At 41.3% G+C, this 15125-nt stretch carries 14 protein-coding genes; 7 read left to right on the top strand and 7 right to left on the bottom strand.

Annotation, left to right across the window (positions count from 1 at the left end; all coding sequences use genetic code 11):
* The coding region (locus RMY31_RS04650) for a DUF4082 domain-containing protein (RefSeq protein ID WP_409877330.1) at nt 1–366 on the bottom strand (366 nt) is incomplete at its 3' end.
* Between the two features lie 545 nt (nt 367–911).
* Here RMY31_RS04650 and RMY31_RS04645 point away from each other — a divergent pair.
* Complete coding sequence (locus RMY31_RS04645) at nt 912–2552, top strand: adenylate/guanylate cyclase domain-containing protein (protein WP_322658159.1); 1641 nt, start codon at nt 912–914, stop codon at nt 2550–2552.
* Here the strand turns inward: RMY31_RS04645 and RMY31_RS04640 are convergent.
* On the bottom strand, nt 2549–3172 hold the full coding sequence (locus tag RMY31_RS04640; protein WP_322658160.1) for a Uma2 family endonuclease: 624 nt from the start codon (nt 3170–3172) through the stop codon (nt 2549–2551). The genes RMY31_RS04645 and RMY31_RS04640 overlap by 4 nt on opposite strands.
* A 460-nt stretch (nt 3173–3632) precedes the next feature.
* On the opposite strand from RMY31_RS04640, the gene RMY31_RS04635 reads away from it, so the two are divergent.
* On the top strand, nt 3633–5000 hold the full coding sequence (locus RMY31_RS04635) for an NAD-dependent succinate-semialdehyde dehydrogenase (protein ID WP_322658161.1): 1368 nt from the start codon (nt 3633–3635) through the stop codon (nt 4998–5000).
* A gap of 131 nt (nt 5001–5131) precedes the next feature.
* The gene (locus RMY31_RS04630; protein WP_322658162.1) at nt 5132–6775 is read left to right on the top strand and encodes an acetolactate synthase large subunit; all 1644 of its coding nucleotides are present in this window, start codon (nt 5132–5134) and stop codon (nt 6773–6775) included.
* A gap of 81 nt (nt 6776–6856) precedes the next feature.
* Here the strand turns inward: RMY31_RS04630 and RMY31_RS04625 are convergent, their stop codons facing one another.
* Together RMY31_RS04625 and RMY31_RS04620 are read right to left on the bottom strand one after the other, a co-directional pair.
* Nucleotides 6857–7231, bottom strand: a complete 375-nt coding sequence (locus RMY31_RS04625; RefSeq protein WP_322658163.1) for a response regulator — start codon at nt 7229–7231, stop codon at nt 6857–6859.
* Between the two features lie 106 nt (nt 7232–7337).
* Nucleotides 7338–8876 carry an ATP-binding protein gene (locus RMY31_RS04620; RefSeq protein WP_322658165.1) on the bottom strand — a complete coding sequence of 513 codons (1539 nt, stop codon included), beginning with the start codon at nt 8874–8876 and terminating at the stop codon, nt 7338–7340.
* A gap of 371 nt (nt 8877–9247) precedes the next feature.
* On the opposite strand from RMY31_RS04620, the gene RMY31_RS04615 reads away from it, so the two are divergent.
* The 3 genes from RMY31_RS04615 to RMY31_RS04605 all read left to right on the top strand — a co-directional run bounded on the left by RMY31_RS04615 (nt 9248) and on the right by RMY31_RS04605 (nt 12830).
* Complete coding sequence (locus tag RMY31_RS04615; RefSeq protein WP_322658166.1) at nt 9248–9799, top strand: hypothetical protein; 552 nt, start codon at nt 9248–9250, stop codon at nt 9797–9799.
* 87 nt (nt 9800–9886) lie between these two features.
* Nucleotides 9887–10372, top strand: coding sequence for a hypothetical protein (locus RMY31_RS04610; RefSeq protein WP_322658167.1), 486 nt, complete (start codon nt 9887–9889; stop codon nt 10370–10372).
* A 688-nt stretch (nt 10373–11060) separates the two neighbouring features.
* Nucleotides 11061–12830 (top strand): serine/threonine-protein kinase, encoded by a 1770-nt coding sequence (locus RMY31_RS04605; RefSeq protein WP_322658169.1) that lies wholly within the window; start codon nt 11061–11063, stop codon nt 12828–12830.
* Between the two features lie 350 nt (nt 12831–13180).
* On the opposite strand, the gene RMY31_RS04600 is transcribed toward RMY31_RS04605, so the two are convergent.
* Entirely contained in the window at nt 13181–13384 is a 204-nt protein-coding gene (locus tag RMY31_RS04600) for a hypothetical protein (RefSeq protein WP_322658170.1), read from the bottom strand.
* Nucleotides 13385–13729: 345 nt separating this feature from the next.
* Nucleotides 13730–14104: a c-type cytochrome gene (locus RMY31_RS04595; RefSeq protein WP_322658171.1), complete on the bottom strand. Its 375-nt coding sequence runs from the start codon at nt 14102–14104 to the stop codon at nt 13730–13732.
* 210 nt (nt 14105–14314) lie between these two features.
* Between RMY31_RS04595 and petG the strand changes: the two genes are divergently transcribed.
* Nucleotides 14315–14428, top strand: a complete 114-nt coding sequence (gene petG, locus RMY31_RS04590) for a cytochrome b6-f complex subunit V (protein WP_206266952.1) — start codon at nt 14315–14317, stop codon at nt 14426–14428.
* 93 nt (nt 14429–14521) lie between these two features.
* Here the strand turns inward: petG and rsmD are convergent, their stop codons facing one another.
* The gene (rsmD, locus tag RMY31_RS04585; protein ID WP_322658172.1) at nt 14522–15076 is read right to left on the bottom strand and encodes a 16S rRNA (guanine(966)-N(2))-methyltransferase RsmD; all 555 of its coding nucleotides are present in this window, start codon (nt 15074–15076) and stop codon (nt 14522–14524) included.
* Nucleotides 15077–15125: the final 49 nt, after the last annotated feature.

The following is a 15125-nucleotide window of genomic DNA, read 5'->3' as shown; positions in this document are numbered from 1 at the left end:
AGGTTGAATCTCAATAGGTGGATTTAAGGTTGCTTCATTCCAAGCATCACCAACGATATTAGTGAATGTCACTTCAGCTAATTTCTGTTTTGTTTCAGCATCCCAAAGTCTTGCTTTATGAGGTTGGTTGATATTATCTTGGGAAGATATCCAACACCTCAAAGCTTTAATTTTACCCGCTTGGGAAGATTTAAATTTAAAACCTGCGTCATAAGGTTTGTCATCACTAGACACTAATGAAGGACTTCCCCCATTAATCGCACCATCAAATCTCGGATCTTTATTTTCAAATAGTTTTATTGTTTCAACATTAGAATTAACACTAATTGGATAATAGATAAATTTAGGCTCAGTTGATATCAGCATAATGTTTAAAAAAACTGTTTATTTTTATAGTTAGTAACCAATATAAATTAGCTGAATCTAGTTAAGTTAAATAATGCTAAACTGGAAAATCGTGTCAGTTACATTGCTGAATTTTAGGTTTAAAAATTTATAATCAAAAGTACCCTTGAGGGTACTATCGAGTTCATAAAAACTTTATAAAACTGTTTCAAAAACATACTGAGTATAGTTTTAGACAATTAACTACTTTTAGTTTTACTTAATCCAAATTTTATGTAATTGAATATACATTTTATTATTTAAGTAACTATGCCACCTATCTTCTCAGAAATTATCATGGATTGTTTTTGCAGCAAAAATTCTTATTTTTGAGGGATATCCACCATTCTTCGCTTTAAGATCGCTTCTTTAATACTTGTATATAATTTATGGGTGATATTTACTACATGCAGTTGTCGTAATGCCGTTAGCAGTGCCATAAAGAAAGGATAAAGCTTAACCCTTAGCGTATCCTTTACCCTAAAAATGCTTGCATCCCCAGCCCCCAGGATAGACATATCATACTCATGACAGAACTCACATTACGCTTACAACAGGGAGATACCGAATCAACGGTGTCCGTGAATAAAGATGAATTCACGATCGGTCGTCTGCCAGAATGTGACTTATATCTACCTTTTGGAGGAGTTTCCCGCCAACACGCCAGGCTGGTGAAAACGGCTGATGGTGTATGGACTATTGAGGATTTAGGTAGTAAAAACGGGACGCAAGTCAATCAAAATCTTGTGACCAGTGTCCAGAAGTTACATCAGGGCGATATTATTTGGCTAGGGAATGTGAACTTGGTAGTGCAGTTTGCCAATCCTAGTACACAGGTAATGACTAAGTATACAGAAGCTGCGGCAGTTTCTGAGCAAAGAACGATTTTTCGCAATGTCAAACAACTACAACAGCAATGGATAGCGGCCGATAGCAAGGATGGCGAAACCAGTAATAAAGATAAAACGATCGCACGTCTTAAAGATTTGGTAGATATCGCTAAAAATCTCTGTGCAGCAGCATCCATAGAAGAAATTTTCTCTCAGGTGCAAGAAGTTGTTTTTCGTTACCTCGATAGTATTGACCGCTTGGCATTATTAATTGATGTCAATGGAGGCGGTCATCTGGAGTTGGTGAATGCTGGTACGAGAAACATTTTTGAACAGAAATATTTAGCAGCTGATGGCAATTGGATTAGTCGTAGTATCTGTCAAAAGGTATTTGAGGAAAAAGTTGCCATTCAAACAGCTGATACCCATAAAGATGAACGATTTGCTGGAGAACACAGTATTTTAGTCAAAGGCATTCGCAGCGCCATGGCCGTACCTTTATGGGATGAAAATAAAGTTGTCGGTGTTCTTTATGCCGATGCCCATCTTTCTTCTGCCCATTGGGAAAATGAGGGTGAGGAAGAACTCAGCTTTTTTTCAGCTTTAGCAAATCTGGTGGCTTCTAGCGTTCAACGTTGGCTGCTGGCAGAGAAACTCAAAACTGAAGAGGTGATTCGTCATCGCCTAGAAAGGTATCATTCTCCATCTGTTGTCCAGCAGTTAATAGCTGTAGGTGGTTTGCCAGATGGTCGTTTAGCCCCCGCAGAAAGTGAAATCAGCATTTTGTTTGCAGATTTGGTTGGCTTTACAGCAATTTCTGAACGGTTAACACCAACTGCGATCGCCCAATTATTGAATAATTTATTTGAAGAGATGTTGCAAGAAGTGTTTGCCTGTGGCGGCACTTTAGATAAATATATTGGCGACTGTATTATGGCATTTTTTGGCGCTCCCGAACTGCAAATAGATCATGCCGATCGCGCCACCACCGCTGCTAAAGGAATGCTCACCCGTCTCGAATGTCTGAATGCCAATGGTTTTTGGCAAGAACCCCTACAATTACGCATTGCCATTAATAGTGGTAAGGCTGTCGTAGGAGATGTTGGTAGCTCTCAAAGGGTAGACTATACTGCACTAGGAGCTACGATTAATCTTGCTGCTCGTATGGAAGCAGTTTGTCCCCCTGGTGAATGCGTCATTAGTGAAGCCACCCATACAATGCTTTCACAACCCTCAGATTTCCGAGAAATGGGGGATTATCGTTTCAAAGGAATCGATCGATCTGTGAAGGTTTATCAAACGAAATTGCATCAAGTATCAACGCTGATTATGCATTAGCTAACCGTGCCAGCACTAAAAATTTGCTCTGCCGTCAAATTAAACTCTGGAAAAGTTGCCGACTGGATACGGTCATCTCCTCGAAATTTACTAATGCGATACTCCCCTTCTTCTAAACAGCAAACCGAAACAGTAGGTCGTTTGGGATTGCCAATAAATTCCCTACCGCCCAATGCAGTATAATCTACGATCCAGTATTCAGGAATTCCCATTTCTTCATAGTCAGCGTATTTTTTTAGATAATCATCTCTCCAGTTTGTACTCACTACCTCAACTATCAAGGGAATTGATGCTGCTTGAGTAACAGTGGATTCTTTTTTCCACAGAGGTTCGTTAACTAAATTAGGAAGATTGAGTATCAGCACATCTGGCGAGTAAGCTGATTCGTTTTCAAGTGGTTTGACTAATACTGTTTTTGGGATGAAATAACGAAGATTTAAGCGACTATATTCTAAAGTGATTTTTGTGGCTAAAAATCCAACTACCTCTTCATGGTCGCCCGTAGGTGGTGGCATTTCGATTACTACTCCATTATATAATTCGTAACGTTTTCCCGTGTTATCTGGATATTTAGCAACGAATTCATCGAATGTAACTAGTTTGCGTAAGGCTTGAGTCATGGCTTAATTCCAATTCGTAATTCGTAATTAATAAAGTCAGATATAATTTGGGTTTGTGGGTTTGAATTTGTTGCTGGATTTTAGAGAATTGGTATAATTCCTCTGTTTGTTGATATCGTTAAAGTTAGCTCTAATACGTACTGCAATTATTTTAGCAACACTGGGAATTTTACCGATAATTCCTACTCAGTATCTAAGTCTTTTTAGGTAATAGCACGAGATTGTGAAATTTAAGCTGCTGTTCTCAATTGGTGGTATTGTTTCCATAATTCAATTCTGCTAATTCACCCATATTAATACCTGTTGATTGGTATACTTTTATTCAATTTAAGTTGCGAAATTGTAATATTGGGCAGCTAATTTTTGGCTGAAAGACTAAAATTTGGGTGGTGGCTTCCCTAATTGATATGTGTAACACTAGGAAGCTACTTCAAGCTACTTTTTAACGGGAGGTCAGGTAATGGCTATCGCCACCATTAATCCCGCCACTGGGGAAACGCTCAAAACCTTTGAGCCGCTCAACGACGCAGAAATTGCCGCTAAACTAGATTTGGCAGGTCAGGCTTTTGAACAGTACCGCAAGACTAATTTCCAAAAGCGATCGCACTGGCTTTCAAAAGCTGCGGAAATTTTAGAGCAAGAAAAAGCAGACTTTGCTAAAGTAATGACTTTAGAAATGGGTAAGCCGTTCAAGGCGGCAGTTTCAGAAGTAGAAAAATGTGCCTTCGTCTGTCGCTACTACGCCGAACATGCCGCTGAATTTTTGGCTGATGTCACCGTCAACACTGATGCAAATCATAGTTTTGTTCGCTACCAACCATTAGGTGTGATTCTCGCAGTCATGCCGTGGAATTTCCCTTTTTGGCAAGTGTTTCGCTTTGCTGCACCAGCACTGATGGCAGGCAATGTTGGTTTACTCAAACATGCTTCCAACGTGCCGCAATGTGCCCTGGCAATTGAAGATATTTTTCAACGGGCAGGTTTTCCCCAAGGTGTTTTTCAAACGCTGTTGATAGGTGCTGCCAAAGTTGCCGATCTAATGGCTGATGACCGAGTAAAAGCTGCTACCTTGACCGGAAGCGAACCAGCAGGCGCATCCCTGGCTGCTGCTGCTGGCAAACAACTTAAAAAAACCGTTTTGGAATTAGGAGGAAGTGACCCATTTATCGTGTTAGCAAGTGCTGATTTAGAAGCGGCAGTTGTCACAGCTACTACAGCACGAATGTTGAATAACGGGCAATCTTGTATAGCAGCGAAACGATTTATTGTAGCAGAAGCGATCGCCGATAAATTTGAAAAATTGCTACTCGAAAAATTCAAGGCGCTAAAAATTGGCGATCCTATGGAACCAGATACCGACCTCGGCCCCTTGGCAACTCCCGGTATCCTCGAAGATTTAGACCAGCAAGTGCAAGTCGCTGTCAAAAGTGGGGGTAAAGTTCTCACTGGTGGACATTCTTTAGCAAATCATCCTGGAAACTTTTATCCGCCAACCATTATCATAGATATCCCTCCCGACACACCAATTGCCCAAGAAGAATTTTTTGGCCCGGTGGCGTTATTATTTCGTGTTCCCGATATCGATGCTGCTATTAAACTCGCTAATGCTACACCCTTTGGCTTAGGTGCAAGTGCCTGGACAACCAACGACCAAGAACGCGATCGCTTAGTTGAAGAAATCGAAGCCGGTGCCGTATTTATCAACGGCATGGTTAAATCCGACCCCCGCTTACCCTTTGGCGGCATCAAACGTTCTGGCTATGGCAGAGAATTGAGTATTCAGGGTATACATGAGTTCGTCAATGTTAAGACTGTGTGGGTGAAGTGATCGAAAAGTTAGGAGTTAGGAGTAGAGACGCGATTAATCGCGTCTGTACAGGAGTTAGGAGTTAGAAATAAAAACTCCTCGCTAATAACTCACAACTCCTAACTTAATATAGTCGCTAGTAAGGAAATCAAATGAATACAGCTGAACTTTTGGTGCAGTGCCTAGAAAATGAAGGAGTGCAATATGTTTTTGGACTCCCTGGCGAAGAAAATCTGCACGTTTTAGAAGCACTTAAACATTCTTCCATAAAATTTATTACTACTCGTCATGAACAGGGTGCTGCATTCATGGCGGATGTCTACGGTCGCTTAACAGGAAAAGCCGGAGTCTGTCTTTCTACTCTTGGCCCTGGGGCGACAAACTTGATGACTGGGGTAGCAGATGCTAACCTTGATGGTGCGCCTTTGGTGGCGATTACCGGTCAAGTGGGAACAGATAGAATGCACATCGAATCCCATCAATATTTGGATTTGGTGGCAATGTTTGCACCTGTGACCAAGTGGAATAAACAGATTGTCAGACCGAGTATTACACCAGAAGTTGTGCGAAAAGCATTTAAGCGATCGCAAAGCGAAAAACCTGGTGCAGTTCACATCGATTTACCAGAAAATATTGCTGCCATGCCTGTAGTGGGCAAACCTTTGCGTAAGGACAATATCGAAAAAACCTATGCATCTTTTGCCAGCATTCGGGCAGCCGCCGCTGCCATTTCTCAAGCAGTTAACCCATTAATCTTAGTAGGAAATGGGGCAATTCGCGCTCAAGCAAGTGATGCAGTAACGCAATTTGCTACCCAGATGAATATTCCGGTTGCTAATACTTTTATGGGCAAAGGCGTAATTCCTTACACTCATCATTTAGCTTTGTGGTCAGTGGGATTACAGCAAAGAGATTTTATTACCTGTGGCTTTGACAATACAGATTTAGTAATTGCTATTGGCTATGATTTGATAGAGTTTTCTCCAAAAAAATGGAATCCTGATGGCAAAATTCCAATAGTACATATTGGATTAAATGCGGCAGAAATTGATAGCAGTTATATTCCCTACGCAGAAGTAGTAGGAGATATTACTGATTCCCTCTATGAAATCTTAAAATTGGCAGACCGTCAGGGTAAACCTAATCCTTTTGCTATCAGTTTACGCGGAGATATTCGTGCTGATTACGAACAGTACGCCCACGATGAAGGTTTCCCTGTTAAGCCACAAAAGTTAATTTATGACTTGCGACAAGTGATGGGGCCAGATGATATCGTCATCTCTGATGTGGGCGCACATAAAATGTGGATGGCCCGTCATTATCACTGTCATAGTCCCAATACTTGCATTATTTCCAATGGTTTTGCAGCTATGGGTATTGCTATTCCTGGGGCTTTAGCAGCCAAACTAGTTTATCCCAACCGCAAAGTCGTAGCAGTGAGTGGTGATGGCGGTTTTATGATGAATTGCCAGGAATTAGAAACTGCTTTACGTGTTGGAACTCCGTTTGTCACCATCATTTTTAATGATGGTGGCTATGGATTAATTGAGTGGAAGCAAGAAAATCATTTTGGTAAAGGCAATTCATCATTTGTACATTTTGGCAATCCAGATTTTGTCAAATTAGCAGAAAGCATGGGTTTAAAAGGTTATCGAGTTGAATCTACACTTGACTTGATACCCATACTTAAAGAAGCTCTTGCTCAAGATGTGCCTGCCGTAATTGATTGTCCAGTAGACTATCGGGAAAACCACCGCTTTACCCAAAAAGCTGGCGAGTTGAGTTGTGCGCTGTAAAAGTTAAGAGGCAGGAGGCAGAAGGCAGAAGGCAAGAGTTATTATTCTTTCCCTTGTCTCCCTCATCCCCCCTGCCTCCCCTCACCCCCAGCCCAATGCTTCACTAATTTGCTCTGCCAGTTTCAAAGGACGGAAAGGCTTGGCAAAAACAGCAGCGACATCTAAATAAGTAAAACTTTCTCGATCCGATTCCTGGACTTTGGCTGTTAATAAAATTACTGGAATTGTCTTCGTGGCGGGGTTAGCTTTCAGTTGTTGCAGGGTTGCACGCCCATCCATATCAGGCATCATCATATCTAGTAGGATGACATCTGGTTGGCGATTGGCTGCTACATGTAGGGCTTCTTGACCAGAACTGGCTGTCAACACATTCCAACCAGCACCCATTTCTAATCCCAATTTTGCGATCGCCTGTACGTCTTCTTCATCATCAACAATTAAAATATTTCTACTCATAGTGACATCGGTGCATCATATGTGATGCTGATTAGCTGGATCGCTCTTGAGTTATTCTAGAACGCGATCGCCAAAATTTGGAGCAGAATTAACCAGATAGAAGCTGCTATTTGAAGGATGCTAAAGGTAATAGCACATAGAACGTGCTACCCTCTCCCAAAATACTCTGAACCCAAATTTTTCCGTCATGTTGCTGCACGATATTCCGACAAATGGCTAGTCCTAAACCCGTTCCTCCTTTGTTGCGGGAGTCGGATGCATCTACCTGCTGAAAGCGCTCGAAAATAAGCTGTAATTTATCTTCAGGAATTCCTCGCCCTTCATCTTGGATAGTAATCAGCAGGTAGTCGGTTGTTGCAGGCTCATTTTCTTTTGACTTGTCGCTCTCGTAGTCTGGGAGTGTAGCACCGATCCTAACAGTATCGCCTGGTGCTGAAAACTTAATGGCGTTGCTCAGTAAGTTGGTCAGAGTTTGCAGTAAGCGGTCGGGGTCTGCCCAAAGTTGAATATCGAGAGGATTGACAATCAGCTTAACTTGTGATTTTTCTGCCATTGCTTGCATTGCTTCCGTTGCTGTAATTAGCAATTCAGCAGCATTGCAGTTTACCTTACGCATGAAGATTTTGCCCGATTTCATCCGCTCTAAATCGAGAATATCGTTTACCAAACGGATCAAGCGTTCAGTATTAGTGGTAGCAATACTCAAAAATTTTTGTCCCTGTGGGGTGAGATTTCCTAATTGTCCTGCACCCAACAAATCCAAAGCTCCCATTGTGGAGGTTAATGGTGTACGTAATTCGTGACTGACCAGAGAAATAAACTCGTTTTCTAAACGTTTGCGTTCGGTAATATCGTTGGCAATTAATAAAGCACACTGCACCCCTGATAAGTCAATCAATTCGATGGATAGCAGTATGGTTTTAACCTCTCCAAACTTGGTGGAGAATTCAAATTCCTGATTGTGTAATGAGCCAGTATCCAGCAAAAGTTGAATTGTCTTAGCGATCGCTCCTACATCTTTACCCAAATCTAATTCAGTAATGGTATGTCCAACTACTTCATCTAGAAGATAGCCGCTCATTCTTAAAAAGCTGGGATTGACATCAATAAAGCGTGCTTCAGTGACAGTGGCGATCGCAATCGGATTGGGACTAGACCGAAAAGCTTTGGTAAACTTCTCTTCTGCCTTGGCGCGATCGTGAATTTCCTGTTGCAAGCGTTCATTTTGCGCTTGGAGTTGTTTTTGCAGTTTGCGAATTGTTAAGTGATTGTCAATTCGTGCTAGAACTTCTTCTAGATGAAAAGGCTTAGTAATGTAGTCCACTCCGCCAACTGCAAACGCTTTCACCTTATCCAACACATCACCCAAAGCACTGATAAAAATCACCGGGATTTCGCGGGTGCGATCGTTTGCCTTCAGGTGTTGGCAAACTACATAGCCATTCATCTCCGGCATATTCACATCCAACAAAATCAGATCGGGAGGAGCAGCATTTGCTCCTCGCAACCCTGTAGACCCTTTGGTTACACTCCGAACTTTATATCCTTGTTCCGTCAACATAGCAGATAGAAGGTTCAGATTTTCTGGCGTATCATCAATTACCAAAATGTCTGCTTTGGGCGATTGGAGCGACTGGTTAGGCATCACAATATCAGCTTGAGCCAGAATAGGCTACTCATTATTCTTAGCAATTGTAACGTTAGTTTAATCTTTTAATAATCAATTATTACAAAATGTCAATTACCTCAATTATCCCCAATTGGGAAATCGCCTATATCAAGTAGAGGTGCAAGGCCGCAGCGCCCTACGAATTACGAATTACGAATTACGAATTACGAATTAGTATTACCTCCTCTAGTTCTCCCCGATTGTTCTTTAATTTAAAAACATCAAATCAAAACTTTAGCTGAAAACCATAAACAAACACAGCATATAGACACACAAATTAAGCGTTATAAAACGTTTAAGCCGATATATACTTGCATTTCTCAAAAATCAAATATAGGTAGTTAAACATGACAAGCCAACAACTTCACTCCATACCAAAAGCTGCTCGTCTTTTTGCTTCTAGTGCCCTGAGCCTAACTCTTAGCGCTAGCGTTGTTTTTTACTCTAGCACGAGTCAAGCAGAGAACAATGGCATAGTGATACCTGCTGTACTCCAAGGCGAGTGGCAATACGGCCGAATCTCATCTATCCAATACCAAGACCAATATACAGGGCAGTCGGCAGCTCCCAACGGCTCTAGCGATCGCTTCCAGGTTGCTGCTAACGGCGACTACCAGAGAAGGAGGCTGATTCAGATCAACACATACAATTGTGCCTCAAACCTCTTCATAGAGGAAAAAGGCAAAGTTCAAGTCGAGGATCGGCAGCTCACCTTCCAGCCCACTGACAGCACATCCAAGGGGCAAATCTGCAACTCTGGACGCACCTACTCCAGCAACAATACGGCAAAGCCTGAAACCTACGGGTGGTCTGTTGAGACAAATGAATACGGACAGCAAGTTTTAGTGCTTGACACCCTTGATGGCCAGGGTCGGGCCCATTACGGGCGACCTCAATGAAGAAGATCTTCAGCTACTTATCGCTTGCTTCTTCTAGTTCTTCTCGATTGTTTTCTAATCTACAAAATATCGAAGAGAGGTTATTTTATGATTCACCACATTTCAATTGCTGTTAACAACCCCCACCACGTTGCCCAAGTTCTCGCAGAAATCTTAAAAGCAGAGGCTGTTTCCTTTTTTCCGAACCCAGGCAGTTATATGGTTATACCTTTCGATGAACACGGTACAGTGATTGAACTTTATCCTCTAGGCTCTCAGATACAACCTGGCGAAAGTGATGAACAGTGTGTATTTGTGAATAACGCCATTACTTCTAGATTTACAGATATTCATGCAGCCATCTCCGTATCTACTAGCCAGGAAGAAATTGAGCAAATCGGTGTCCGTGAAGGTTGGCGTGTAGTGCCTTGTAACCGCGATTCTTTCTTTGACGTGATTGAATTCTGGGTGGAAAACAGATTGATGATAGAACTGCTTACACCAGATATGACATCGCAATACTTGAGATTTGCAACTCAGCGAGAAAATCTGAAATATTTTTTGCCAGAATCTACCTTAGCAACAACACAATGACAAGGGAAAGGGGGAAGGATTTAAGCAGAAAAGCATAAGTAGCCGTCATGAACTGCGTATAGCAGGAAGAATGAAAAAAACTTTCCTTCTGCCTTATGCGATCTGCCCTCTGAACTAAAACCATATTGCCTGTAGACTAGCATTCATATCTCATTATTTTTCGATTCCATGTCTAATACTTAAGTACTCATTTTTTCTGCTGGCTTATATCCTCTATCAATTCATTCACTGCATCATACAAAAGGGGTTTTCTCTGGCTACAGAGGGAACTCCTTTGTTATGCTATCGTCAGTGTCGATTAGGCATCATAATATAAGCTAATTGTCATTCATTTTTCCTGAATAATTCGCTTGTAGTCAGTGCTTCGGGCCTGGTTCCATGCAACTTTAATGCTCATCAGCTGATAAATAATCCAGTTTTCAAAATCTTTGCAACAATGAATCAGCTGTAGAGTTCTACACTTGTATACTGCTACTTGCTTACTAAGAGCAATATTTAATACCCTAAAGCAAATTTGTATTTTTGTTTGATTAGAGTATTAAAATAATTTATATTTTCTTAGTAAAAATACTTAAAAAATTAACTTGCATTTTAGGAATCAAGCCTCTAATTATTTACTTTTCAGGACTTCCGGAAAGAAAAGACCATGTTAGAAAACCTATATAAGGATTTACTAAGTAACCAGCTCATGAACTACCACATGATCGGTAAAGTATTACAATCGCGTTACCAAATCGTCCAAAGCCTAGGTGCAGGGGTATTTGGACAAACATACATTGCAGTAGATATAGATTACCCGGATAACCCTAAGTGTGTCGTTAAGCAACTGAAGGTTAATAATTGCCAGCCTAGCTACTTAGACACTTTGAGATTACGCTTTCTCACTGAAACTGAAACTCTCAAGCGTCTGGGACTTCATCAGCAAATTCCGGAATTTATTGCCTGCTTTGAAGAAAATGAGCGTTTCTATTTAATACAGGAGTTTATTGAAGGACACGACTTGACTGCCGAACTACCCATAAATCAAGAGTGGGGATGTGTTTGGACTGAAAGCGATGTGGTGGAATTTTTAATAGATGTTTTAGGTATTTTAGAATTTGTTCACTCTCAAGGCGTTATTCATTGCGATATCAAACCAGAAAACTTGATCAGACGTGCTGTTGATGGCAAGTTAGTTTTAATTGACTTTGGCTCAATCCAGTCAGTCGATCTTGGCATAGATGCGGAATTGCCTATCTATAGTATTCCTGTGACTTCACTGGGTTACATACCTCCAGAGCAATTCATTGGTCAAACACAACCCAATAGCGATATTTATGCTTTGGGTATGATTGCCATCCAAGCGTTAACAGGAATAGAACCACTGCAATTACAAGTAGATCCTTATACTAATGAGATTATCTGGCGATCGCCAAACACGCCAGTTAACGATTATCTCGCTGCTGTTCTTAGCCAAATGATCCGCTATGACTTTCAAGACCGCTTCCAGTCTGTGGATGAAGTACTGCGTGTACTCAAACAAATGGCAGCGGAAACTCAGCCTACTCTGGCTTTAGAACCAACTGCTGAAAATGATGATTCTCATCAACAGCCTGCACCTGGGAAATCATCACCCCTACTAACAGGAATGACAGTAGGACTGGCAGCTAATTCTTTGTTGATGGGGTTGGGAGTATATTCTTTGCTGAATACTTCTCCAGCTTACTCAGAAACGGAAACTTTATATAAAGCAACTGAAGAATATCAAACAGGAGATTTGCAAGCAGCAATCGCTCTGGCTAAATCGATTCCCTCTTACAGTAATATTTATCCAGAAGCTCAAGCCACAATCGAAGAATGGCAACAGCAATGGCAAGAAGCTGCACAACAGTATCTAATAGCTGAACAAGCCTTAAACGAAGGTAGATGGTCAGATGTTCTGCGTGCTACTCCTAACGTTCCAGATATTTTATATTGGCAATCCAAAACAGACAAACTGGCTCAGCAAGCACGTGTTAACATCGAAGCCCAAACGCAAGACTTATTAGCAAAAGCTTACGAAAGAGCTGGCCAAAGAGATTTTTCTACTGCTTTAGAGTATCTGCGTCAAATTCCCCAAGAAAGTTCTGCTGGTGCTTTAGTTCAACGAAAGTTAGCTGAATACAATCAAAAGCGGCAGATTAGAGCAGCCTACTTTTTACATAATGCTTCCAAAAAAGCATCTGTAGGTGACTTTAATGCTGCTGTTAAATTCCTACGCCAAATTCCCAAAAATACTTCTGTTTACGCACAAGCTCAGGTCAAACTGAACGAATATACTCAAAAGCAGCGCTTACAAACTCAAAGTCAAAAGCTAGCTTTAGCTAGGGTTTCTGCTATTCAAAAAACCAATTCAAATGCATTTGTCTCCAAAAAATCAGCTACTAGGATTGAAAATTCTCAATCTGGAAATCACTGGCAAGAAGTAAATATTCGATAGGTAAAAATCAATAAGTCTAGAGGGTATCTATTTATTGCCATTATGTGATGCCACAATACCATAGCAAGTCTCGTCTGCATGAAGTAAGCTTCCACCCCAACCTGCATTTGCTCATATAAAAGCAGGGTGGGGTTCTAACTGTATTGCAACGAAGTGAAAACCGCTATATTGTTCAAGGTGATTTGCTGATTTGCAGACACTATGCACCAACGCAAATGGAGTGTGTTACATTTTAACTAAAATATTAACAAAATTTAATATTTATTTTTATAGATATCTTTTAGCAAAAATAGCTCTTAATTTAAATTCTATACAAGTTTATTATTGGCATACTGTAGCAATATCAGAGATTAACCTCTTGTCCCGACACCGCTCAATAGACCAGCACCAATAGAAAAAAGAATAATTGCCCAAACCACATATGTCGAAACAGACTTGATTACACCAATTCCCAATAAGAAATAAATTAAAGCAGTCAGCAACAGAGCAAGACCAAGAGCTACACCAACAATGTACAAAAGTTTTCTTGCCTGTGGGTTAGGGGACTGACTCATAAATATTACATCTCCATTATCCTTAGAGTGTGATTACAGAATCACGCTAATCATTGTTGCATATTGAGATGCATCAATAGTTGATATTTGATACCAATTTGGTATCTGTAATATTTAAAACAGTCTTTTGGTAAAGATATTTAGTCCAAAATCACGCCAATCGCTTGAGATGAGGAGTTGGAAGTGGGGATTAGGGAGTGGGTAGGAGCGCAAGGCCTTACGCCCGTATGGGGATAGGGAGTGATGGAGTTCAATAACTTGAAAAGCCCTGGAATCTATAACAAAAAAAGTATGTAAAGAACTGTGTCCTACATACTGTTTTTTCCATCCCTTTGGATATTGAACTTACAAAGTTTCCAAATAGCTCAAAAGGTCAGCCATCTCTTGGACGCTAGGCTGGAACTTGGGCATGGGTGGTGTCTCACCACTAATAACTTGGTGAATCAGTCCATACCGGGACTTGTGCTTTGAGACAGCTTGTAAACTGGGGCCTACTCGTCCATCAGCTTCCAGTCCATGACAACCGGCACAATTGATTTGAAAGATAGCATGTCCTTGAATTGGATCTCCTGTCAAAGAAAGAACACTTTTGACATATGGATCGGAGGCTCGAACCATTTGAACACCAAAAATGCCCAAAGGGACTGCTAGCAGTATCGCCAGAGTCAACAGTGCGATGCGCTGAATCAGAGTTTCAGGTTTGGTAATCTGGTTATCCAAAAGGTTTGCGGTGAAAGTCTAGGTGTGCTAAAAATTTTTCATTTCCTACACATAGCTTAAAAGTTCTTGATTGTGTCTGCAAGCACAGATTACAGTTTTTTTATGAACATCTTTCACTCAAAAACACTGTAGGGAGCGGGATTCACCCTCAATTTGGTAAAATCAAAAACGAGATATGAATCTTGAAGAATTGCAAACAGGAGATTTAAAGTGGTTGAACCCCTGCTGTCAGGTATTGTCCTTGGTCTAATTGTAGTTACCCTCGCTGGGCTGTTTTACGCTGCCTATAAGCAATACAAGCGCCCCAACCAGTTGGGAGGCTAAGGAGGTAAAGGGAGCAGGGGAAGCAGGGGAAGCAGGGGGAGATAAAATTCCAAACTCCTACCTTCTGCCTTCTGCCCTCTGCCCTCTGCCTCCTTATCCCTCAGACTTTACTGTTCTGTAGAAAGTAAGAGCTGTGTTACCGTAAACTTTCTCGCGACAAATTTCCCAAGCTGCGATCGCTGGAGGTGTCCAAGCTTGGGGACTATGTTCTGCTGCTACTTCGCCAGTGGCATCTAATAATTGATAAGAGGCGATCGCTTCTAACACTGGTTGATACAATCCACTAGCATAAGGCGGATCGAAGTAAATTCTGTCAAACTGCTTTCCTGATAAGTTTTTTAACTGCTGGATGACATCTCCCCGCAATACTTGCCATTCTTGTTCAGCGTCGGCGACTTGCTGCCAATTGTGTCGGATGGTTGCACAGGCTCGACTCGATTGTTCAATTCCTACTACTAAGCTAGCTTCTCTACACAAAGCTTCTGCGCCCATTGAACCACTACCAGCGCACAAATCTAGCCAGCGACAACCTGCTATTCTTCCCTGCCAAATATTAAAAACTGCCTCCCTTACCCGCGAACTAGTGGGTCTGGTTTCTTGTCCAGGTAAAGTTTTAATCTGACGATTGCCGTAGATTCTTAAAGTCATTAGTCAATAGTCAATGGTCAATGGTCAGTAGTCAGCGGTCATTTTCAAT

Source organism: Dendronalium sp. ChiSLP03b (assembly GCF_034531165.2).
Taxonomy (GTDB): domain Bacteria; phylum Cyanobacteriota; class Cyanobacteriia; order Cyanobacteriales; family Nostocaceae; genus Dendronalium; species Dendronalium minutum.
This window is presented reverse-complemented; position numbering and strand designations above follow the sequence as displayed.